The 22,605-nt window shown below is 68.7% G+C and carries 17 protein-coding genes; 7 read left to right on the plus strand and 10 right to left on the minus strand.

Annotated features, from left to right (window positions below):
• Positions 1–102: 102 nt before the first annotated feature.
• Positions 103–468 (plus strand): hypothetical protein, encoded by a 366-nt coding sequence (locus ACFYPA_RS27120; protein WP_389134650.1) that lies wholly within the window; start codon positions 103–105, stop codon positions 466–468.
• A complete protein-coding gene (locus tag ACFYPA_RS27125; RefSeq protein WP_389134652.1) occupies positions 465–863 on the plus strand; it encodes a hypothetical protein in 399 nt (132 codons plus the stop codon). Before ACFYPA_RS27120 ends, ACFYPA_RS27125 begins: the two co-directional genes overlap by 4 nt.
• A 41-nt stretch (positions 864–904) precedes the next feature.
• Here ACFYPA_RS27125 and ACFYPA_RS27130 read toward each other — a convergent pair whose 3' ends face one another.
• The 5 genes from ACFYPA_RS27130 to ACFYPA_RS27150 all read right to left on the minus strand — a co-directional run bounded on the left by ACFYPA_RS27130 (position 905) and on the right by ACFYPA_RS27150 (position 13,230).
• Entirely contained in the window at positions 905–3,046 is a 2,142-nt protein-coding gene (locus ACFYPA_RS27130; RefSeq protein WP_389134916.1) for a DEAD/DEAH box helicase, read from the minus strand.
• Entirely contained in the window at positions 3,046–4,377 is a 1,332-nt protein-coding gene (brxD, locus tag ACFYPA_RS27135; protein WP_389134655.1) for a BREX system ATP-binding protein BrxD, read from the minus strand. Before brxD ends, ACFYPA_RS27130 begins: the two co-directional genes overlap by 1 nt.
• A complete protein-coding gene (gene pglZ / locus ACFYPA_RS27140) occupies positions 4,374–7,109 on the minus strand; it encodes a BREX-2 system phosphatase PglZ (protein WP_389134658.1) in 2,736 nt (911 codons plus the stop codon). Before pglZ ends, brxD begins: the two co-directional genes overlap by 4 nt.
• A complete protein-coding gene (locus tag ACFYPA_RS27145; RefSeq protein WP_389134660.1) occupies positions 7,109–10,996 on the minus strand; it encodes a hypothetical protein in 3,888 nt (1,295 codons plus the stop codon). Before ACFYPA_RS27145 ends, pglZ begins: the two co-directional genes overlap by 1 nt.
• A 146-nt stretch (positions 10,997–11,142) precedes the next feature.
• Positions 11,143–13,230, minus strand: a complete 2,088-nt coding sequence (locus ACFYPA_RS27150) for a hypothetical protein (RefSeq protein ID WP_389134662.1) — start codon at positions 13,228–13,230, stop codon at positions 11,143–11,145.
• A gap of 90 nt (positions 13,231–13,320) precedes the next feature.
• Here ACFYPA_RS27150 and ACFYPA_RS27155 point away from each other — a divergent pair, with 90 nt between their 5' ends.
• Positions 13,321–13,551: a hypothetical protein gene (locus tag ACFYPA_RS27155; RefSeq protein ID WP_389134665.1), complete on the plus strand. Its 231-nt coding sequence runs from the start codon at positions 13,321–13,323 to the stop codon at positions 13,549–13,551.
• 290 nt (positions 13,552–13,841) lie between these two features.
• Positions 13,842–14,171, plus strand: a complete 330-nt coding sequence (locus tag ACFYPA_RS27160; RefSeq protein WP_389134668.1) for a hypothetical protein — start codon at positions 13,842–13,844, stop codon at positions 14,169–14,171.
• Between the two features lie 121 nt (positions 14,172–14,292).
• Here the strand turns inward: ACFYPA_RS27160 and ACFYPA_RS27165 are convergent, their stop codons facing one another.
• From ACFYPA_RS27165 to ACFYPA_RS27180, 4 genes are all read right to left on the minus strand, one after another.
• A complete protein-coding gene (locus tag ACFYPA_RS27165) occupies positions 14,293–14,637 on the minus strand; it encodes a hypothetical protein (RefSeq protein ID WP_389134671.1) in 345 nt (114 codons plus the stop codon).
• The gene (locus ACFYPA_RS27170) at positions 14,634–15,998 is read right to left on the minus strand and encodes a hypothetical protein (protein WP_389134674.1); all 1,365 of its coding nucleotides are present in this window, start codon (positions 15,996–15,998) and stop codon (positions 14,634–14,636) included. Before ACFYPA_RS27170 ends, ACFYPA_RS27165 begins: the two co-directional genes overlap by 4 nt.
• A 63-nt stretch (positions 15,999–16,061) precedes the next feature.
• Entirely contained in the window at positions 16,062–16,241 is a 180-nt protein-coding gene (locus ACFYPA_RS27175; protein ID WP_389134676.1) for a hypothetical protein, read from the minus strand.
• Entirely contained in the window at positions 16,238–16,684 is a 447-nt protein-coding gene (locus ACFYPA_RS27180) for an ATP-binding protein (protein WP_389134679.1), read from the minus strand. The genes ACFYPA_RS27175 and ACFYPA_RS27180 overlap by 4 nt, the downstream gene beginning before the upstream one ends.
• A gap of 248 nt (positions 16,685–16,932) precedes the next feature.
• On the opposite strand from ACFYPA_RS27180, the gene ACFYPA_RS27185 reads away from it, so the two are divergent.
• From ACFYPA_RS27185 to ACFYPA_RS27195, 3 genes are all read left to right on the plus strand, one after another.
• Positions 16,933–17,472, plus strand: coding sequence for a hypothetical protein (locus ACFYPA_RS27185; protein WP_389134682.1), 540 nt, complete (start codon positions 16,933–16,935; stop codon positions 17,470–17,472).
• Between the two features lie 234 nt (positions 17,473–17,706).
• Positions 17,707–18,546: a Scr1 family TA system antitoxin-like transcriptional regulator gene (locus tag ACFYPA_RS27190; protein WP_389134685.1), complete on the plus strand. Its 840-nt coding sequence runs from the start codon at positions 17,707–17,709 to the stop codon at positions 18,544–18,546.
• Complete coding sequence (locus ACFYPA_RS27195; RefSeq protein WP_389134688.1) at positions 18,543–18,749, plus strand: DUF397 domain-containing protein; 207 nt, start codon at positions 18,543–18,545, stop codon at positions 18,747–18,749. The genes ACFYPA_RS27190 and ACFYPA_RS27195 overlap by 4 nt, the downstream gene beginning before the upstream one ends.
• 65 nt (positions 18,750–18,814) lie before the next feature.
• Here the strand turns inward: ACFYPA_RS27195 and pglX are convergent, their stop codons facing one another.
• Positions 18,815–22,543: a BREX-2 system adenine-specific DNA-methyltransferase PglX gene (gene pglX / locus ACFYPA_RS27200; protein WP_389134690.1), complete on the minus strand. Its 3,729-nt coding sequence runs from the start codon at positions 22,541–22,543 to the stop codon at positions 18,815–18,817.
• Between the last annotated feature and the right edge of the window lie 62 nt (positions 22,544–22,605).

Raw genomic sequence — 22,605 nt, forward strand, 5'->3', positions numbered from 1 at the left:
TCACACTAGGAATCCTCACCGAAACTGAGCCCGGCACCTTCAGTAAGCAGCACTAGCCAAACCAGGAACGGACATCAACTCACGAACCGCACACTGAGGTTCGTGGAGCTGGCCGAGAGCATCAGCGGAGCGCCCGAGGCAGAAAGGCCGAGTGAGGAGGAGATCGAGAGCACGGGCGAGATCCCTACTGCGATTCGTATCGAGGCCATGTCCGCCGGGATTGCCAACGCGATCCGCGATGCCACCGCTGGAGCCGCCGTAGGTGCGGTCGGGGCAGCAGCCGGAGGCGCCGCGGCCTACGGTGCGTTCACGGCCGCCGCGATGTTCGGGACCGCCTCCACTGGACCAGCTATTTCGACGCTGTACGGGGTTGCCGCGACCAACGCGACTCTGGCCTTCCTGGGGGAGGCACGCTGGCTGCAGGCGCCCCGGCGGCAGCGCTGGCGGGCGCCGACTTCTACGTCTTGAGGAAGCGCCGGAACAAGAAGGAGGAGGAGCGTCTCCGAACCGAGGTCGAGGCTGCGGAGGCGGCTCTGGATCAGTCACAGCAAGGCTTCGACGTGATGATCGACGCACTACAACGCGCAGCGGTCATCATGGAATACGTCAGGGTCCACGGCACCCACGCCCTCGAGAAGTGGAAGGTAAGTCTGCCGCCGGAGCCCCGGGACTGGGAATCGCTCGGGCGTGAGGGGCAGGAACGGTACAAGGAATTCTTGACCGTGGCGGCATGCCTCCTCGCCGTGAGCAACATCCCCGTCGGTGCTCTCCTCTCGGCAGAGCCCGACGCTTTGCGCGAGATGGACAAGGCCATCGACGAGACGCTGCGGTACGCGGACAAGACCATCAAGTCGATCGTCTGAGTCCCGAAGTCGTTGCCACGTGCAGACCTTGGCGCGCTGCACTAGCTGCTGAGTGTGATGAAGCGCGCTGGCTCTGCGAGGACCTTGCCTGCGCCCTCTTCGTCCGCGGTGCGGGCGGCGAGGGTCGCTTCCGCCAGTCGGGGAGGGAGAGTTTCACCGAACTTGAGGCCACGGACCGCACTGCCATCGATCTCGGGCAGGCACAGGCCCGTCCCGGTATCAGTGAGGGCGATCCGCCAGTCCTCCCGGGTGAGGCCGTCGCGGAGCTTGATCCACTGATCGTTGACACGCCGACGCGGGGCGACAACGGAGGCCATCGAGGCGGCCAAGGTGGCGTTGGCGCGGTGGCCGGCCCAGGTCCACCACCGGATGTCGCCGTCGGTGTGCCGGATGATGACTGTCCCTCCGGGGTGGACGCTGTGCAGGTACGTTTCCCGCGCCTCAGCGAGCTGGGCCGTGGCCCTCTTGGTCAGGCGCACTGGCGGGTCCTCGCCGAGGAGAACGTCCCGGGCAGCGCGAGCGAGGGCGAACGAACGGATGCGCTCCGCGCCAAATCCACTCCATCTGGCACGCCCTCCCGCGTCGGCGGGTTCCACGAAGCAGCGCTTGCGGGTCCAGTCGATGTACGTCACCAGCCAGTTGCGGCCGGCCAGCAACAGTTTGCGCGGGCCCTCGATCTCTTCGGTGAGCAAGTCGGGGTCGGTGCGCCCGATCTCTGTGCGGCCGTTGAGGACGGTGAACTCGGGCGGGGCGGTGAAGACCGCAGTCAGGTTCATGAAGTGGCGGTGCCCGTATCGGCGTTCGGCTTCCGGGCCGACGAACAGCAGTCCGCCGTCGTGGTCCAGGTATCCCTGCTCCACGAGGTGGCGTACGACGGGGGCAGCTCCCGGCCCGAAGGGCCCGATGCCGCCCCACCACTCCTGCCACAGGTTCTCGCCCACCCGATGCTCCTGCAGGCACAGGGCCAGGAGTTGCTGGGCGACCAGGTGGCGTGGCTCGGGAGGAGCGACGACCGTTTCCACCCAGCCGCGGGACCACTGCAGGAGGAGGGCGGCCGACGAGAGCAGGCCATCGGCATCGAGCGCAAGGAAGAGGCAGTTGCGTGCGGTGCCGTGGCGGCGGCCGGTACGCCCGAGGCGCTGGAGGAAGGAGGCGACGGTCGAAGGCGCGTCGAGCTGGATGACGCGGTCCAGGTCTCCGACGTCGATACCCAGTTCCAGCGTGCTGGTGGACACGATCACGCAGTCACGTGCTTCGGCGAACGCGGCTTCGGCACGTCGTCGCTCGTCCACGGAGAGCGAGGCGTGGGAAAGGAACGTCGTCACGCCCTTCAGTCGCAGCTTCTCGCCCAACTCCTCGACCGTGCGGCGGCTCTCGCAGAAGACCAGCCGCTTCTCGCCCCGGTGCAGGGCTGCGATGACGGTGGCGGCGTTCGCGACGGATCCGACGTAGTCGAGTTCGATGTCGCCGGGGGGCGGCGCGGCGGGTGCCGCCCCGTCCGACGGCTGTTCACGAAGGTGGGGCGCGACGACCCGGGCCGGGCGGCGGCCGTGTCCGGAGCCCTGGAGCCACGCCAGCAGTTCGTCGGGGTTGCCGACCGTCGCGGACAGACCGATCCGCTGGAGAGGGCGGCCGGCGACGCGGCTCAGGCGCTCCAGTACGGCCAGCAGGTGCCAGCCACGGTCGTCACCCGCGAAGGCGTGGACCTCGTCGACCACGACTGCGTTCAACCCCGAGAAGAAGGCCCGGTGGTCGACGTGCGTGCTGACCAGCATCGACTCCAGCGACTCGGGAGTGGTGAGCAGGATGTCCGGGCGCTGCGCGAGGATGCGGCGCCGTTTACCGGTGGTGATGTCGCCGTGCCAGAGCGAGGCCGTGCGGCCCAGCCAGCCCGCGTACGTCTCCAGGCGGGGGTGGAGGTTGTTGAGCAGGGCCTTGAGGGGGCACACGTAGAGCACGCTGGTGCCCTTCCAGCCGCGCCGGTTCATACGGGTGAGCAGCGGGAAGGCGGCGGCTTCCGTCTTTCCGCCTGCGGTGGGCGCCAGCAGCACCGCGTCCTCGCCGGTGAGGAGCGGCTCGACGGCCTCTTCCTGCAGGGCACGCAGGGAGCGCCAGCCGAGGGAGTTGACGATGTGATGGCCGAGGACGGGGTCGAGGAGATCGAAGGGGTCGGTCGGCTCCATCACGGCAGGTCCAGTTCAATGTCTCCCGCGCCGGTGGCCGCGCTGCGTTCGGTCTCGTTCAGCTCGGAACTGTTCAGGGTGAGGGCGTAGTGGGCGCGTGGATCGAAGTCGTCGAACTCGTCGACCCTGTCCATCACATCGGCGACGAGTTTGCGCAGGTACAGGCGCGGGGCGATGCCGACCTTCCCCCCGAGCGAGCCCGTGACCGCGCGGGCCAGTTCTCCGAGATAGGCGTCGTCGACGCGCGTGGCCAGCCGCTCGGGGTGGCGAGCCGCCCCTGTGTAGACGTCGCGCACCTTGGCGCCCAGTTCGGTCAGTGACTCCAGGTCGAAGCCTGCCAGGCGCAGTTGCACGGCGCGCGGGGAGTCGAAGCGTGGATCGGTGGTGAAGTCCGTGGCGAGGCGCTGGGCGAGGGGCGCGAGGCGCTGGACGCCTTGCTGCCCGTCGTAGAAGGCGGGGGTGCCGGTGATGACGAGGAAGAGGCCGGGGAAGCGTCCGGCGTCGATCTCGTCGAGGAGCTGACGGAGCGCGTTGAGGGATTTCTCGCGTACGTCGCCACGCACCCGTTGCAGGGTCTCGACTTCGTCGAGTACGAGCAGCAGGCCGGGGTGTCCGCAGTCCCGCAGGACGGTGAGGAGCCCCTGGAGGAAGCCGAGGGCGCCGAAGTGGTCGAGGTCGCCCCGGATACCCGCGGCGCGCTTCGCCGAGGCTGCCACGGACTTCTGGCCACCGAGCCACGCGATGAGTGCTTCGGCCCGGGCGCCGTCGCCTGCGGCGACGGCCTGGCGGTAGCCGCGCAGAGCGGCAGAGAAGGCCGGGGTGGTGCGGGCGACATCGGCGAGACGGCGCTCCAGGAGTTCGTCGACGGCCGCGGCCAACGCGTCCTCGTCGTCCTCCGTGATGTCACCTCCCGCCAGAACCTCTTCCTCCAGCGCGTAGAACCAGGAGTCGATCACCGACCGGAGGGCCGAGGGCTGGTGGGTGGCGGTGGTGAGGCGTTCGGTGAGCCGGCGGTAGACGGTCTCCAGCCGGTGCAGCGGGGTCTCGGTCTCGGAGATCTGCACTTCGCTGACGGCCAGACCGCGTCGCTTGGCGCGTTCGGCGAGCCAGCGGGCGAAGAAGGTCTTGCCGGAGCCGTACTCGCCGCGCAGGGCGTGGAAGGCGGAGCCTCCGCGGGCGACGGTGTCCAGGTCGTCGTCGAGAGTGGCTTCGAAGCGGTTCAGGCCTACGGCGAACAGTCCGAGCCCGGCCTGTGGCACCGTTCCGCGCCGCAGGGCGTCGATCACGTCGCGCCGGCGTGCGGTGCTGATCTCCGAGGATCCGGCGGTCATGCGGCCCCTCCGAGGAACTGCTGCTGAAGCAGGGACTTGTCGAGCTGGACGGTCCGTCCGGATTCGATGAGCTGGAGTACGGGGTATCCGTCGATGTTCAGCAGCCGCTCCAGGACGGTCGCGAAGCGCTCCGGGTTGCGCTGCGACTTGCCGGTGGCGGCCTGAGCCGCGGCGGCCACCGCGCCCGGGGAGAGCTTTCCGCCTGCTGCGAGCAGGGCATCGAGAACCGCTGCGACGGCCTTCTCCGTCGGGGCGAGACGGACGAACTCACGCTGTGCCTTGAACAGGGGCGACTGCACGGCCTGTTCGCCGAGCGTGCCCCGTCCGGGCAGCATGAAGATCCCTTCGCCCTCCGGGGCCTGCACCGTCTTCCTGCCGCGCGGCTTTTCTGCGGGGGCTGCGGAGCCGGCCGGCACGGGCGCGGCGTCGCCGCCGCCTCGCCACCAGTGGGGAGCGGTGCGCTCCGCAGGCAGCAGCGTCCAGCCGGCCGGGATCAGGTCGGCGGACGGAACGACGGTGATCACGGGAACGGTGACCTCTGCCGGAGCTGCACCGCCGTGGTATCCGGCCTGTCTGCCGGTGTAGCGCAGGTCGTCCCGCCAGGCGGCGATGATCTGTCCGCCGCCCGCGAGGACACGGGGGCCCGCCAGTGCGATCTCCCCTTGCTGCGGGTTGCCGCTGCGCCAGCGTGCGCCGCCCACCCCTTCCGCATCGGTCTGCTGGTGGCCGCGCGGGGTGCGGTCCAGGACGTGCCCGTGATCGGAGACGAGGACGACGGGGCGGCCGTAGTCGCGTGCCGCGTTGAGCAGGTCGGAGAGTTTGGCGATGTCGCCGATGTTCCACCGGCCGCGGGCGCCCTCGCGGCCGTCTGCCAGCGCGTCGTCGATGGTGTTGACGACGACGGCGACGACGTCGTCGGACGCGAGGGTGTCCAGCAGTTCGGGGGCCAGGCGGTGTCCCGGCGGCCCTTCGTAGCCGCCCTTGTGGAAGAGGTGGGCGTCACGGTGGCGCTTGCGCCAGAACGTGGTGAACCCGGTCCGTTCCACGCTCTGCCCGCCCTGGGCCGGTTCACCGCTCAGGAGTGATGCTCTGCTGATCGTGGTGAGGGACGGCAGCATGGATACGGCCGCCTGGCGGGCCGCTTCCTTGCCGGGGCGTGGCTTGGGGATCACCTCGGTCCACACCTTGCGGTCCAGTTCACCGGCGAGCTGGACCGCGACGTCCGCACTCATGCCGTCGAGCACGAGGATGAGGGGCCGGCCTCCGTCGCGGGCGAGCGGCGCCGCTGCTTCGGCGAGTACGTTCTCGATGAGGAGCGCCCCTCCGGTCGACTGCTGGGACGCGGTCTCCGTCCAGTCGGCGAGGGTGCGGGCGAATGCCTCGTCGAGCCGGGTGCGACGCTCGCGGACCGCTCCTATCAGCCGGTGGTAGGCCTCGCCGACGGCGGTGTCGAGTGAGGTGTCGCCCTCGGAGAGGATGCCGACAGCCAGGTCGGCCCAGCCCGCCGATGCCATGTGCTCCTGCACGGCCTGGCCCGTCGATACCGTCTTCGGCATCGGCCCGTTGAGCCAGCGCACCAGGCGCACGGCGGTGCGTGCCATGTCCGTGGACTCTGCGTTCAGCTCGGCGAGCTGGTGTTCGGCCAGTTCACGCAGGGCGGCCTCCGCGTGCGCGACGTCGCCGTCAAGGGTGGCCGCGAGTGCGCGCAGCCTGGCGCGGTAGCCGGAGGGCAGCATGCGGTCGGTGCCGATGAGCGGGCTGAGCCGGGCGTCGGCGGCCAGCTGATCGGCCCGGTCGAGGACGGCGAGGACGCGGCTGCGCGCCTCGTTCCCGTGGGGACCGCCGCCTTCGGCCTGCGCGATCCAGCGGGTGACGACTCCGGTGGCGGCGTCGGCGAAGGGCCGCAGCGCGTCGAAGGAGGCGAGGGCGGAGCCGTACAGGGTGCCCAGGGCGAACCCGGCTGCCTCCGCCGAGGAAGCGGCGAGCGCAGCCGATGCGAGGGCTCCCAGCGGAAGGGCGTCGGCACCTCGCTGGTCGGCGGCCAGCGCGAGGAGTGTGGGCGCGGCCGGCCCGACGGTCTTCTCCAGCCACTCGCTGAGACCTGCCCGCTCGGCGGCGGGAAGTGCGGCGAACAGGGCGGGGCCCGCTCCGGTCCGGGTCCAGGCGAACAGGGTGTCGGCGTCGAAGTCCAGCGTGTCGGACGTGGTGTCGCCGAGTCCGAGCCGGGCGGCGAGCAGGGCCCGTACGGCACGGTCACGCGTGAGTACGGCTCCGCTGCGCGGCCAGTGGTCCGCGGGCTCGGCTTCGAGCAGGGCGTCCAGGAGCCACTTCTCGCCGGCCATCCGGGCGTCGAGGTCCGCGGCGCCGAAGAGCTGCTTGACGATGTCCGCCGGGTCGACGGCGAGGGAACGCCTGCGGACGGCGTGGGCGCGCAGGTCCCAGCCGAGCTGGTCGGCGGGGACCGCCCCGGTGACGACGAGGACGCTGTCGTTGTCCGGGTCCTCCTGGGACCGGTGGCGCTGCCAGGCGTCGACGATACCGAGGGGGGAGTTCTGTTCGGTGATGCGTACGTGGCGCTTGCGGCCGTTGATCCGGACGGTGAACTCGGTTTCCCGGTCCCCTCCTTCGTAGGTGGCGTCGACCAGGACCAGCCGCTGCCCCTCGGCGTGCGGTAGTTCGCTCTCCAGGAGCACTTCGATGGCACGGCGGCCGGCGGCGGGGCGCAGGGCCATCAGTTGCCCTCTTCCACGTGCTGCTCGTCGCCGTTCTTCACCGCACGCCAGATGATCTCCACCGAGGTGTCCGGGTGGGCGGCACGGAACTGTTCGATCTCCCCGCGGACGGCTTCCAGTTCGTCACTGAGCAGTGACTCCAGCGCGGAGGGACCGGAGGCGATGACCCGCCGGGCGGACTGGGTACCCGGGCCGCCCTCTCCCTGCGGCTGCTGGGGCTTCGGCAGCAGCGGGGAGGGTGCGGGGTCGGAGGGCACGGGCGGGTTCCCGTGCTGCGAAAGGGCGATCAGGTCCGGCCCGGGGGCAGGGGACGGCGGCTGTGGGGCTGCCTGTTCCACGTGCAGGGCCGCCTCGACGATGGCCATGCCGGTCTCCGGGACGCCGCCGAGCACGGGCACCAGGGAACGCTCGAACTCGGAGGCCCGGGCCGCCTCGGCGACCTGGGTCAGCAGCCGGCGCGCCCGGTCGCCCAGGCTGTCGTCGCGGTCGCTGAGGCGCCGGACGTTCTTGAGGACCCGCCAGGCCGCGTCGGCGTCGTCCAGGGCCTTGAGCACCGCTTCCGCGGTGCTCATGGTGTGGGCCAGGTCCCGGTCCGGGGTCTCGTAGGAGAGACCGGAGAGTTCCCGGACGAGGGCGGTCGCATCGCTGCCGTGACGGCTGAGCCGGGCGAGCACCCCGGCGGCCTCGCGCAGCATCGCCGTACGCGCGGCGGGGGCGTCGCCGTCGAGGCCGAGCAGCGCCGCGTGCTGGTCCAGTGAGGCGCGGACCCCCGTCACGAAGGTCTCGTACTCCGCCGCCTTGGCCCGGACCTCTTCGGCGAGCTTGTTGACGTTCCGGGCGAACAGGGCGGGCTTGGCACGGGCTCCGAAGAGCCGCCCGGCCCTGTCCCGGGCGCGGGCGTACTCGTCCTCGCTGGGCAGCGGCTGGGAACGCAGCGCCCAGCCGGGGCCGATCGCGGTGAGCTCGGGCGCGGCGGTCTCCGGGCCGGAGTGGTAGATCCAGGCGCGGTCGTCGAGCAGGGCGTACGCGGCGATCAGGAGGTTCGTCGTCTGCTTGTCGAGGCCTTCGTAGCCGAGGTCCTTGGTGATCCAGCCGCGGATGTCCTCGACGTTGAGCGGCCCGCGTTCCTTGTGCTGGGCCGCGGCCTGTTTGATACGCGTGCGCCAGTCGGCGCGCAGCACGAGCGGACCGTCGTGGACGGTGCCGAGCTCCAGGGGTTCCACGATGCGCTTGACGGTCTTCAGCTGGTGGCTGTCGACCTCCGCCCGTCCGCCCTCGTCCATGGCCCGGGTGATCCACTCCAGCGCCGTCCGCAGCTCACCCGTGGTCACGGCCTTGTTCTGGCCGCTGTGGTGGCGGCCGAAGTCGGGGTGCTTGGGGTACAGCGCGGCAAGGAGCCCGCCGGCGAGGTGCAGGGCGTTGTCGGCGAAGGGCTTCCCGCCCTCCGGCTGGGGGCGCGGGAAGCGAGGGTCCATGCTCAGCACATGGCGGCCCTCCACCACTTCGGCGGCCCTGGTGCCGTCCTTGGCCTCGGCGATGCCGTACACCTCGGCGAGCGAGCCGGTGAGGGTCCGGGTGAGGGTCTCGCGGCCGACCTCCAGCTGGCGGCGGGCCTTGGCCCGGTCGTCCGGCGGGTAGTTGCGGGTGTAGTCGGCGAGCCGGTCGCGCTCCAGCAGGAAGTTGATCCGCATGAGCCGGCCGAGCTGAGCCTTGCGCTGTTCGGAGAAGAAGTCGGGCAGCCAGACGAGGGTGGGGGCGCTGTACCCGTCCCTGATGAGTTCGACCACGCGCTGGTAGTCGTCGGTCGGGTACTTGTCGTCGTCGTCGAAGGGGTAGTCGACGACGAAGCGGATGTTGCCCGGAGTGGCCGGGGTGAACTGCTCGTCCGACAGGTCACGCGGGTCGCGTACGTTGCCGAACACGAACTCCGCGGTGCGCCGGGTCCCGTGCCAGATGATCTCCTTCTCGGGGACGAGCTGGCCTTCCTTGACTCCGAGTTCCTCCCACAGCCGGTCCCGCAGCCACACGCGGCGTCCGCCCGACCGGTCCTCACCGGCGACGGCGTTGAGGAGGGGTTCGACGTCCAGGTCGGACAGGTGCAGCGAGAAGACGGGGTCGGTGTCTCCCTCGGCCCGTAGTTCGGTGGGGTACTCGCCCTGCAGGGCTCGCATCCGGTCGATGACCTTCTGCCCGACGGGCACGGTCCGCGACCGTACGGACCCGTGGTTGAGGGCGGCGAGCCGGGCGCCGGTCAGGCGGCGCAGCGCGGGCACGTCGGGGGCGAGCGCGGCCAGCAGCAAGGTCTTGACGAAGCGGTCGTCGGCCAGGAAATCGGGGTGGTCGTCCCGCCCGTACTTCTCCAGCAGGTGGAGGCGGGCCTTGGCGTGGAACCGCTGGGCCGCCTCCGACTCGTGCTTCAGCTTGTCGGTGAAGGCGGCCCCGGTCCCGTCGATCAGGACGTCCCACAAGTCGCCGAGGGGGATCAGCTGACCGAGCTGGGCATCGGCGTTTCTCTCCAGGAGCTGCTGGACGAGCTTGAGGCCGGTCCGTTCGCGCTGGAGGGCGCCGGAGAGGGCGACGAGGACGTTCAGCAGGGCGGGCGAGAGCGGGTAGACGGTCCGGAAGTCGTCCCAGCCCGCGTGCGTCGCACCGCCGTCGTCCAGCAGGACGTCCTTCACCAGCGGGCTGAACCGGTCGACGCCCTCGAAGGCGGCGTCCAGCACGTGCTCCTGCCCGGCCTTGGGCTTGAGCACCCGCTCCTTGATGATCTCCGGGAGGTTGCGGTCCTCCAGGTCGACGACGGTGACGCGCTCCTTGAGGTACTCCAGCGCCTGCTCCATGTTCTGCACGTCGGAGCCGAGGATGTCGGAGCCGACGAGCTGGGAGAGGTCGCGCTGGCGTGAGATGAAAGAGACGATCGGAACGGGCCGGTTCGGGTTGCTGGACTCGATCAGCTTGACGAGTTTCTGGATCTCGTCGTTGACGAAGGTCCTCTCCCGCATCCGGGCCTGCAGCCAAAGGATCAGTTCGTCGAGGAAGAGCACCACCCCGTCGTAGCCGAGCGACTGGGCGTGCACGCTCATGGCGCTGAGACCGTCGTCCAGGGACACATACGCCGCCGCGTCGCCCCGGATGCTGTCCACGTACGCCGTGTAGGGCCCACTGACCAGGGCCGACACGAGTCGCGCCCGCCGCTCGTCACCGTGGGGCGCGGCAAAGGCGGCATCGAGCTCCGCAGTGGTCCAAGCGGTGTCGGCGACGGCACCGATCGGGCTGAGTCCGTCATCGTCCTCGTCGTCCACCGCAGGTTCGGGTGCGGCATCGGCGGTGGGCAGCAGCCTCGCGAATTCCTCGTCGTTCTTGAGGGTGGCCCGCAGGTTGCGTGCGTCGGACAGCAGGGAGTCGGCCTTGAAGACCAGCGGCGTCGGCGCGTCGGGATGCCGCTCGCGCACCGTCTTGACGTATCCCCCGAGCAGGGCGGAGTCCAGGTTGGCCGCCCCGATCAGGTGATACGGGACCATGAGGAACTTCTTCCCCCGCAGCCACTCGTCGTGCTCGGCGACCACCTCGCGCAACCGCGGCTTGGTGCGGGTGGCGGGCTCACCGTTGAGCACAGCGTGCAGCACGCTCAGGAAGTGGCTCTTACCGGCACCGAACGAACCGTGCAGGTAGGCGGCGTACGAGCTGTTCTTCCGCACGGCACCGCGGATCAGCTTCAGCGCGGTGTCGAACTGCTCCCGCAGCTGCGGGGTGACGACGTACTCCTCGACCGTGCCGGCGGAGGACCCGGTGAAGCCCTTCGACAGTTCAATCTTGAAGTCGCCTGCGTGGACGTCCTCCTTGATGTCGAGGACGTCCCTCAGCACGATGTCACTGCCCCTGGCCATCAGCCGCTCCCGCTCCCCAAGACATCCCCGCCCGGCCGCCCCGGCCGGACACACACCGGAGTCACGCCGTCACCCGCGCCCCGCCCGTATACCCCTCCATCCTGCCAGCTCGGGTGTGCGGGGGGAGCGGTGCGGACCGGGGTGGATCAGCGAGACGGAACACCCGGCGGCAACAGCTCTTCTTTCCAGAAGATCGAACCGCGATCGAACCAGCCGGAACGCCTCACCAGCCTGTGAAGGCGGAATGGAAGACTCCTGACCACCAGTCCCAGTGTCCTGTCGCTATAGGGCTCCAGCAGGACCGAGCAGCGAGCACAGATCGGCATCTTGGAGACATCGGCTGCGCTTCTCACCCATATTTTGCCGCAGACCGCCTGGGTCAGGCCGTCCTCCGCCGGCCCGCCCCGCCTCACGAAGTGCGCGAAACCATCCGGTTCGCTCACGTGGGCATCGGCATTTCGAGGCACCCGGTAACGCATCAGCGTGAGCTGGGCCCGGTAGTAGTCCTGGGTCTGCTCCACCAGCACGTCCAGGGCAGCGTCTTCGGCCATCTTGCCCCACGTCCCGCCCTGCCTGACGAAGAGCCCGTCCTCGTGGGCTTCGTAGCGAATGGGCTCGCGTCGGCCGGTGTGGTCGAACCACAACCAGGCGTCGGATGCCAGGCACAGCAGGGACTGCCCGTTCCCCCAGTAGACCCGAAGCACATGGTCCATGACCACCACCTCGTGATGCAGCCTCCTGGTGAGCGGCACGGTGGAGTCGCGGGCGGTTGTCCGGAGGAAGACGAGGAGGTCGGTGACCACCGCACTGAAGCTGTCCGCCAGCAGGTTCTGGAGGATGACCGCAGTCAGCGGATGCATGACGACGGCGTCGTTCTCCTCCGAGACGATCGCCCATCGGGCCAGGATGCGCCGGGCCGCCGTGACCTGCAGGGCGCCGACCGCGCCGGAGAAGCGATGGCGGAGATAGTCGTCCGCAAGTGATGCGGGGACCGACCCTCCGGACGAGATCCAAAGGATCGAGGCCAGGACCTCGAGAATGCCCTCGTGCTCCTCCCGCAGGGCGGCCAACGTCTTCTGGTAGACGCGGGTAAGGCTCACCCCTGTGGAACTGAGGGAGCCCACGGCGTCCAGCGTCACCAGAAGGTCGGCGACAAGAGCCTGCGACACTTCATCGACGGAGTGACCCGATCCGCCGAGCACATGGCGGCAGATGCGGTCGACCAGCAAGGGGTGGTGGCCGACAGCGGCCGACAGCGCCTCCGCGTCGTCGGCGGGCAGGTGTGGCAGCAGCAGCCCCACTACGGCTCGGGCCTGCTCCGGGGTGTAGGCGCCGGGCTTCAGACAGGCAACGCTCCCGTGGTCCGAACGCGTGCGGCTGGTCACGATCAACGGCACACGGAGCGTATCCGGGACCAGTTCCCACAGAGCCGGCTCGTCGATCACGCCGTCGATCACCACGACGCTGACGCTCCGGCCTGCTTCGAGCATCTCCCTGAAATGCAGTCGGCATGCCGCCTGACTCCAGGAACGTGCGTCCACACCATCGTGCCCGACCGCCGACAGGACGTCGGCCTCCGCTACGTGGGAGTTGCCCAACCGGACCGTCACCACCGGCAGATGGGTGCGGACCCGCCCGGCGATCTCCTGAGCGAGCACGGTCTTGCCGGTGCCGGGTTCGCCCCAGATCCACAGCACCTTCCCGGCATCACGGAGCAGGGCCTGTGCTTCGGCCAGCAGATCGGTACGCGCGATCGTCATCCCGGCTTGCCGGTCTCGCATCTCCGTCGGCGTGACCGGCGTGTTGAAATTCCCCAGGGCGGCAGCCAGTTCCTCGATCACACGCTGGGAGTACTGCGGACTCTGCCGGAAGGTACTGACCGAGGGCCTCGGGGTGAAACAGGTCGTCGCGGCGTTCTGCCGGGCGGTCAGATTCATGCCGTAGGACTCGGGCGCCAGCCCGAACAACGCGGCGGCCGCGGCACCGAGCTCCCGGTCCTCCATTTCCGCCACACCCACCCGCATAAGCTTCCGCAGAGCCGGGGCGGCCGAGTCGGGAACCGGATGCAGAGCCCGGGCCATCGCCGCCAACGCCGGTAGCCGACTGCCGAGTTCCTGCTCACTCAGCTGCCCGAAGGTACGGCGCTTGAGCTGCTGAAGCTCACCTGCCAGCAGAACCACGGAGAACGACACCTGGTCCGCGGACCGCGCGATCACCTCGTGCGGCTCTGTCACGGCGTCAGCAACCAGTCAAAGGCCTGGCGGCCATTCATCCCGCCCGCCCGCACGCTGAGGACATCATCGGAAATCACGAGGGAGGAATACGTGATCACTATCAGCTCCTCAGCCACGGGAGGATTGGACCTGTTCGCCATCAAACTCCTGCTGGCAGCGCTGGTGTTGACGGTCGCCACGATCGTAGCGCTGGTGGCTGCCATGGTGAGCCGACTCACCCCGGCCACCTCCATCGCCCAGTCCGCGATCTTCGCAGGCGCCGCGTTCGCCGGCACCGCAACGCTGCTGCTCGTGGCCATCTCCTGCTTCGCCTCCCTGTGACCTTCGAGACCGCGCTGTCGACGCCCGCCGGGTGACAGCAGCCGCTGACCGCCACAGCTCCGCCCGGCCGAGGCCGGGCGGAGTTGTTCCACGGGCGGGTACAGAACCAGCCCTCGGGGTCGCCGCCACAGCGGAATTTCATATTCCGATTTCGTTCGATCCGGTGCCGTGACCTGCCATCGGCACCCGTGTGCCCAGGAGTACAGACAGGCGGAGCAGCTGGGATGGGCGTAGCGTTGACTCTCAGCCACAGCCTCGGGGCGTTCGCCTGTTTGAGGAGGCGTCTGCTGATGAGTACCGCACCAACCCCTGCCTGGGGACCTCCCGATGGAGAGCATCCGCCGAGCACCCGCAACAGTAGGAAGCACCACCGGATCTTCCTCTGGATCTTCCTGGCAGTGCAGGCGCTCTTCCTCTTCTGGATCATCGCCGGCGCCAACGGCAACGACCACGATTCCTGCAAGGGAATGGTCGGCGACGCGCTCACCACGTGCCAGAACGCCGGCGACGTCGGCACCACGATCGGCGTGGGTCTCGTCATCGCCCTGTGGGTGGCCGTGGACCTCATCCTGGGCATCACCTACGGCGTCTACCGACTCGCCCGCAGGCAACGCGCGTGACGACGACTTCGTTCTGGGCATCACCTACAGCGGTTGCCGCCTCGCCCCAGGCAGCGAACGTGACGCGGCGTGCCGGAACAGAGGCCTCCAGGGCGCCGCCGCGAGGATTGTGTCGCCGCCGTCACGTGTCGGCCGAGGGCGGCTCGGGCATGTCCCAGACCCGTGCGAATACGTCGGCGACTTGCGGCCAGACCAACTGACGAGCGGCATCGGCCGAGTCGACCTCGTCGGCCAAGGGTCCGAGGACGACGAACTCGTGGGGGATGACTCTGCCGGCCCTGTCCTTCCGTCCCAGAGGATCGGGGAAACGCAGCGCCCCCTTCTCCGCGACGCGCCGCCAGACTTCCGGTTGGTCCCCGACACCGGAGAAGGCTTCGTCATAGACCCGGAGCGGATCTGTGAATCCGCCGTCACGAAGAAACCTGAAACCCCAGGTCCGTCCACGGGTGGCCCAGATGAGACTCACTTCGCGCTCCTCAGAAGGACCTTCTCCTCTTCGCCCCTGTCCAAGTCCATCCGGAATCGGGTCAGTGTTGCTGCGAGATAGTTTTGTTTGGCCATTGCTTCGGAGTTGAGATTTTTGAGTTTGCCTCCCGTCACCTTGACCGCCTCGTTCAGGACTTCCTTCGAGAGCACGAGGCTGACGAGGTTACGCAGAACACCTGCGGGGCCGGCCAGCTTGATCTTGTTCCCGAGCAGTGCAGCGGACAGAGCCCCGGCACCGACCAGCAGACTCTCGGCCACCTTCGCAGGGATGTTCTTCAACTGGGCCCATCGGACGTGGCGCTCGAAAGGAAGCATGGCAGCCAAAGGGAGAATCAACTCCAGACCTACACGCTTGGTCACCTCAATTCTTTCCGCACCGAACTGCGCCGAAGAAAGCAGCACGAAGTCCTCGCCCACGGACAGCGCATCGTCGGCCTCCACCAGCCCGGCGATCACCTCCCGGAATTCGACCAGGTCGTCGCCGGCCTTCTCCACGAGGAGATCCCTGAACCCGAACACGTCCATTTCCGGCAACAGATCGGACTTCGACAGCGCCATGATCCAGATACGCGGAAAGTCGACGAGAGGTTTTCCGTCCTTCAACAGATCACCCTTGAGCGACAGCAATCCGTTGCGGAAATTGGCCAGCAGAGACTTCAGGTACCGCTCTTCCTCTCCGGCGTTGTCCAGCAATCGCTGACCGTCCACCAGCAGGAGAGCGACATCAGAGCCCAGCAGGGAGATGAACGCGTCAACTCTGCGTTGGGCCTCCTCGGGCCCACTGACACCCTGCTCGAACCACTCTCCCGGATAATCGTGCCAGACAAGCCGCAGGACATCGAAAGGTTTGGCCTTGTTCGCCTTGGCGTCCGAGCCGTCCTTCAGCCTGACCGAGAAAGAATAGGACGTGGAGGCAAAATGAGTGGTTGCGGGAACTCGCGCAGACTCTCTCATGCCGAGATAATTTCGATGAAGCCGAGTTCCCTGACCCATGTCGTCCGCTACGACGTGGAACAGACTTTTCTGCACGTGCTGAGGCTCCTGCGTAGCCCCATAAAAGGAGGACAGCATGACGGTCTTCCCGCTGCCGCCCTCACCAAAGACGGCAATGTGCTGCTCAAGCGCTTTTTTTGTTACTTGCATATGAGGATCATACGGACGTTCCCCTCGCGGCGTGAAGACCATGGCCACAGGGGAATTCGGCCAATCGGCGACGGAAACAGGTGAAACTCGGCGCACAGCTTCATGGCTCGGGCCGGCCCGCGCGGCGATGTCGGCAGGCGAATCGACCTGTTCGTCGACTCGCTCCACAGAGGCCTGCGGCAGCAACGCGTCCGACACGGACTGCTGCTGCGGCCGCAGCAGCAGTCGCTGGGGACGCGCGACGTGGTGAGAACGTTGCGACTACCTGCCCGCCGGTTCGCGGCACGCGAAATCGGCCAAGCCAAGGGCGAGTTGCTCGGCCATCCTGCCATCATCGAGATCGACGCTGTGGTTGATCAGCGGGATGTACGTCTCGATGGAGTGCTCGCCCGGCGCGGGAGCAACGCGGTAGAGCCCTTCGGCCGGAGGGGGCCGACTCATGGCGTCGCCGTCACCACCACAGCCCAGACCGTCTTCCCCGGGGCCCCCTTGCGGTCACTCACGCCCCACTCCTGGCACAGCGCCGCGACCAGCACCAGTCCGCGCCCCGCCACCTCGTCGCCCGCGGGCAGGACCGCGCGCACCGCCGGCATCCGTTCGCCCCGGGTGTCGCTGACCTCCACGCGCAGCCGCTCGCGGGTCAGCCGGACCAGCCGCACCTGGGCGTCCCGGCCGGGGACCAGCCCGTGGGTGACGGCGTTCGCGGCCAGTTCGCCCACGATCAGGCTCACCGTGTCGTTCACCTCGGAGCCGTAGCGATGGCCCCAGGTGTGGACGCGGTGCGACGCCAGCCGCCGGGCCAGGCGTGCGCCGCGCGCGGTGGAGGAGAAGCGCAGCTCGAAGAGGTCGTCGGTGGGCGGCGCGGGGAGGCCGGTCGTCGTCATGCCAGAAGTCTCGTGACGGGTGACCCGCCCCGGCCAGGAGTGACACCCCTACAGAGAGGGCCTGTAGGGGGCGGGGGCGGCGCTGTCGGGGCCCTGTGGACCTGTCCGTTACGACGCCTGCGGTTCCGCCGGGCCTCCTCGCCTGAACTCCGGTCCACTCCGGCAGACCACGTCCGGGCGGCCCGAAGGACGGAGCCTTTCGCACGTTCAGCCAGGCACAGTCAGCTGCGCCTGGCACGATGCCTGGCATGAGCCCGACACCAGAGCTGACGCAGAAAACCCTGACCGCGCGGGGTTTCCGCGGCTTCGTGCCGTTCCGTGCGCTGCCCGACAGCAACGTCTCCGCCGGGCACGGAATCTACGTGGTGATCCGTACGGACGCCTCGCTCCCCTCGTTCCTTCCCCTCAGCCCTGCCGGACACCGCAAGGGCCGCGACCCATCGGTGACCGCCGACAAGCTCGGCGCCGCCTGGGTGGACGGGGCAGCGGTCGTGTACATCGGCAAGGCCGCGGGCCAGGACGGACTGAAGCAGCGCCTCGCCGATTACCGCCGCCACGGCGCCGGGCTGCTGGCCGGCCACTGGGGAGGCCGCTACATCTGGCAGTTGACCGACTCGGACGCGCTGCTCGTCGCCTGGCTGCCGATGACCGAGGACGACGCGGGTGAGGCCGAGCAGGATCTGATCGACGAGTTCAAAGAACTCCACGGTGGAGCTCTGCCCTTCGCCAACCTCAGGAACAACGCCCGAAGGGCCGCTGCGACGGACGCCGTCATGGACATCGACTGAGCCTGGTCGCCCTGCACCACCCGTTCCCGAGATCGTCCTGTGGCGACTTCTGGGGCCACGTCGTCAGCGACCTCATTGGCCAGTGACGCCAGAGCGGAACTCCCCGGCAGGAACTTGCCGGGAGGGCCGGGCGCTCACCCACACGACGGACGTTTACGCGGAACCCGCCCTTCAGCGCCTCGCACGGTCCTAGCCTCGTTGCCACTGCCTGCCGACCGAAGGAGCGCGGGAGCGATGGATGTTGCGGTGGCCGACCCCGTCGAGAGTGCCGCGGAACCGGGCAGCGGGTTCCTGCGCTGCTTCGGCCGCCAGATGAAGCTCCTGCGCGAGTCCGCGGGCCTGACGCAGGCGGAGTTGGGCGCCCTCGTCGGGTACGGCGAGGCGCAGATCGCCGCCGTGGAGCAGGGGCGCCGCATCCCGAAGCCGGAGATGGTGGACGCGGTGGACCTGGCCGTGGGCGCGCGGGGCGTGCTGGTGGCGATGAAGGGGGAGGTGGAGCGGGCTCGGTATCCGTCGTTCTTCCGTCGATACGCGCAACTGGAGGCGGAGGCCACGCAGCTCCACGCGTACGAGAACCATGTGGTGAAGGGCCTGTTGCAGACGGAGGAATACGCGCGAGCGGTCTTCGAGATGTGGCGCCCGCTGCTCGACTCCGACACCGTCGAACAGCGCGTCTCCGCTCGCATGGATCGCCAGAAGCTCTTCTCCCGACGCCCGGCGCCGCTCCTGAGCTTCGTCATCGAGGAATCCGCGCTGCGGCGTCCGCTCGGCGGGCGAGCCGTATTACGAGGACAGTTGGAGCAGCTTCTGCTGTTCGGGCACGAACGGAACATCGAGATCCAGGTCATGCCGACCGACCGCGAAGAACACGCCGGCCTGGCAGGGGCGTTCACGTTGCTCCACATCGGTGATCAGCGCAGGATGGGCTACGTTGAAGTGCAGGACGAGAGCGCACTGCACGCGGAACCGAAGAAGGTCGGCGCGTACGAATCGACCTACGGCGTCCTCCGGGCCCAGGCACTGACGCCGAGGGAGTCGCTGGCCTTCATCAAGAGGCTGTGGGGAGAACAATGAGCAAGGAAGCACCGGCGACGAGCGCAGGCGTGCGAGGCTGGTTCAAGAGCAGTTACAGCGCGGGCAACGGGGGCGACTGCGTAGAGATTGCTGCTGTCCACCCGTCTGTGTACATCCGCGACTCCAAGCAGGCCGACGGGCCGGTCCTGAGCGTCGGAAGCGCCGGATGGGCGCGGTTCGTGCGGATGGCCGCAGGCGGCTGACGCGCCCGTACGTGTAGGTGGGCGGGACCGGAGGCCGGGTCCCGCCCACATTCATGTGTGCGGACCTACTCGGCGGCCTTCTTTCGGCCGCCCCGCTTCTTCTCCGGGCGCCAGGCGCGCAGGTCGGCCTCGGACAGGTGGCGCTCGGTACGGCCCAGGTTGAGCCCTCTCTGCAACTCCTCGGCCGGGTTGCCGTCCCACTCGGCGTCGAACTCGTCGTACCACTGGTGCACCCAGGGCAGGGCCTCCTGGAGACCGGCGAGCAGCGGCACGAAGCGAGGGTCCTCCTTCGGCCAGCCGTCCTTCTCCACCCGGTCGTGGACGAGGTTGGACAGCGCCTCCGCCTGCTCACGGTGGTTCCAGCCGGCCCAACCGAGGAGGAGCGACTGGTCGTTGTCGGTCGACGCGTCCGGATAGGAGATGAACCGCTCCTTGGGTACGTCGAGCTTGCCTCTGTTCGACCAGTAGGAATGCTTGAGGAAGTCGGCGCCCGTGTACTTCGGCGGAACCGCGATGTCGAGCCGCTGCCCGGTACGGTCCTCCTCCCGCTGCTGCTCCCAGACGTGCTCCCACTGCACGCGCTTGCGGAGGCCGGTCTCCTTGTAGCGCAGGACGCTGAGGTACGGGACGTGCTCGGGCTCGATCACGGCGGCGAGCACAGTCGCCAGGGAGGCCTCCCGCTTGCCGAGGTGGTCGGCCGCGTACAGCGCGGCGACGGACTGGACGTCCTCGTCGTGGCGGAGGGCGTCGGCAAGCTGGCTCACGGTGAGAGGGCGCGGAGACGTGAACCCGTCACGCTCCTCGAACCACAGGTCCTTGCGCTCGGCGGCATCGAGCAGCCAGGCGCGGAGGGCAGCCGCCTCACGGTCCTCCCAAAGGTCGACTTTCCAGCGGCGCTTGTACTCGGGGCACTCGATGAGTCGGATGTCCTTGTTGGACTCGATGAGGTCGAGGCGGGCCTGGACGACCTTCTTGTAGGCGTCGGGCCATTCGGCGGGGATCTCGGTGATCGCCGTGGAGCGGTGGCGGCTGAACCAGGCGGTCTCAGCCTCTTCGTCTCGCACTCTGCGCGCTAGGGCGATCTCGAATGCGCGCTGTCCGAGCGCTAGTTGCGGCACGTCGGCATCAGCCAGCTCAGCGGGTTCACCCGGGAGCGTGGTCCGCGCGACCTCTGACGGTGTGAGCAGTCCGTAAGCCCCGTAGACAGTCCAGTCCAGCTCGTCCTGGAGTGCGATCATCCGAGCGCGGACGCGGTCTTGTGCGCCGCGCGCTTGCTCGAATGCGGCACGGTTCGGAACGGCGTCAGTCGCGAGGACTGAGGGCTCGTATTCGGTTTGCTTCTGAGCAAAAACGTCGAGTTCGTACCCGTAAGCCAGTGGAAGCGCAGCGGGGAGCGGGTACTCCTGAAGTTTGGTGCCAGTGAACTCGTAGCGTTCCTCCCACTCCTCGTCCTGAAGGCCTCGCCCGAGGCCGCTGCCGCCCTTGCCCTGGCTCACCTGCTTCAACCAGAAGCACGCCACCGAGGAATTCAGCACCCCCAGCAGCTCCAGGTGCTGCTCCTCGCTGGCCCCCTCAGGCAGCTTGATGACCGGCGCGGAACGATTGAACACTTTCCCACCCCGGTCCAACACGAAGTGATTGTGCGTGGCGACGAAAGCGAAAGCGATCGACATCTGGGCGCGATATCGCTTCGGGAAGAACATGCTGTGGGCGAACCAGCTCAGCCCTCGCTCTTCCGGAGTCTCACCAAAATCAAGGCGCTCTCGCAGAACAGTGCGGTTCGGCCACGCAAACTTCTCTTCCGACGGCACTAGGTCCCGCCCGCGCCCGCGCACGCTCACGGGCGCGACCGTGGTGTAGGGAAAGAAGGTACGGGTCGTCGACCGAATCCCGTACTCGCGTACCTCTTCTCCCAGAATCACAGGCACCGTCCCGGGGGTCATGCTCCGCGTGGCAGCAGCGGCCGGCGGCATGTAGTAGGCCTCATCAAGGCCCGTATGCGTGGTTCGCCCAGACTCCTCGATCACATCCTTCAAGCGGCCACGCGCCTTCTCCAGCACAGCCATGACATCAGACGCACCGCCCCCGGAGAGCGACCAGGGAAACGATGCGAACCGCCCCCTCCCCACGTCCTCCACCGACACCCAATCCGACTCGCTCCCCGCCCTCCCCACCTGCTTCACGATCGCCTGCCACACCAGCCCCCGCGCCGCGTCATCCGGCTGGCTCGGCTCCCCCCGCACACCCAGCACGGCCCGCACCTTGTCCGCCTGCAACTGGTTCTGGTTCCGCCCCGCCAGAATGACCGTCGGCGTCCCGTGCCCCGGGATGAACGCCCCCGACGTGTCGATCACATGCGTCAGGTCCACCTTCGGGAAGAACTCCTCGATCAGCTTCTTCCCGAACTCCCGCTTCATGAAGGAGTTCGCGGTGATCTGCCCCGTGAACCCACCCGTGCGCTCGCCGCCCCCACCCCGCACCGCAAGCTCGAAGATCCGCTGGGCGAACGGCACCGACAACGCGTACTGGCGGTAGCAAGCACTGTATGCGGCCTTGTAGTTGGCGTTCTCCTGCTTGTCCTTCACCGTGATGTACGGCGGGTTCGCCACCACCACGTGGTACGTCCCCCGGCCCAGCAGGTCCACGTCCCGCGCGTACTCCTGCGCATCCTCCGTGCGGTAGTAGAACGTCTCCCGTTCCGCGAACAGCGACTCCGTGACGCCCTCCGCCCCCCGACCGTGCAGCAGCGAGTCCCCCACCGCCACGCGGATCGGCATCTCCGGGGCGCCGCGCAGCTCCCGTACGCCGCACTCCTTGAGTGCCGCCACCAGCAGGCGGAAGCGGGCGATCGACGCCGCGAACGGGTTCTTGTCCGCGCCGTGGACCGACTCCAGGGCGCGGCGGATCAGGACCCAGTCGTCCGTGCCGGGCTCCAGCTCGCGCCACCGCGCCAGCACGCGCTCGAACATGCCCAGCAGGAAGTGGCCCGAGCCGCACGCGGGGTCGATGCAGCGCAGGCCGCGTACCTCGCCGTCCGTGAGTTCGCCGCGCCAGCCGTCCGGCCGGTGCTTCCAGACCGGGTCGAGGCCGAACTCCTCGATCGCCGGGTCCAGTGTCAGGTCGAGGATGAACTCCTCGACGAACACCGGGGTCTGGAGCAGGGCGTACGTCTTGCGGGCGTACTCGGAGAGGTCCTGGTACAGGTCGCCGAGGAAGCGAGTGTTCAGCTCGGGGTCACAGAAGTCGTAGCGGACCTCACCGTCCGCCCCGCGCTCGCGCCAGAACGCCAGCAGGCGGGTCGCCGCCTCGTAGGACGGCGTGACCTCCCACAGCGGGTTGTGGCGGCGGTCGAAGAGGCCGGCCGCCGTGGGGTGCGAGGCACCCAGCGCGTCGAAGGACTCCGTCAGCCAGTCGCGGTCGTTCAGCTCGGGGCTGCGGCGGAAGAAGTCGTCGTGCCGGTCCTGCGCCTCGGCCAGGCGCTCCCCGGGGCCGGAGAGCCAGGCATCGGGGACCAGGCCGTTGTCCTCGCTGAAGCGGACGAAGACACAGGCCAGGATCCAGGCGGCCGCGATCTGCACCACGCGCTCGTCGCGCCACGTCTCGTACGGGGAGCCGGTGCGCTCGGACAGCAGGGCGCGGTCGTACTCGGCGTGCAGGGTCGTCGCGTACTCCTGCACCGACTCCGTGCGCTCCCGGAGGTCCTCCTGCAACAGGACGACCTGGCGTTGCAGATCCTTGAGCAGGGCGGCCTGGTCGAGCGACCCGGCCTTCGTACGGTCTTCCTCGGACGACACCGGCGGAACCTCTCCCACTTCCCTGGCGAGCCTGCCGTGACCTCACGGCATACGCGTACGCA

The organism is Streptomyces sp. NPDC005775 (assembly GCF_042871565.1).
GTDB lineage: Bacteria > Actinomycetota > Actinomycetes > Streptomycetales > Streptomycetaceae > Streptomyces.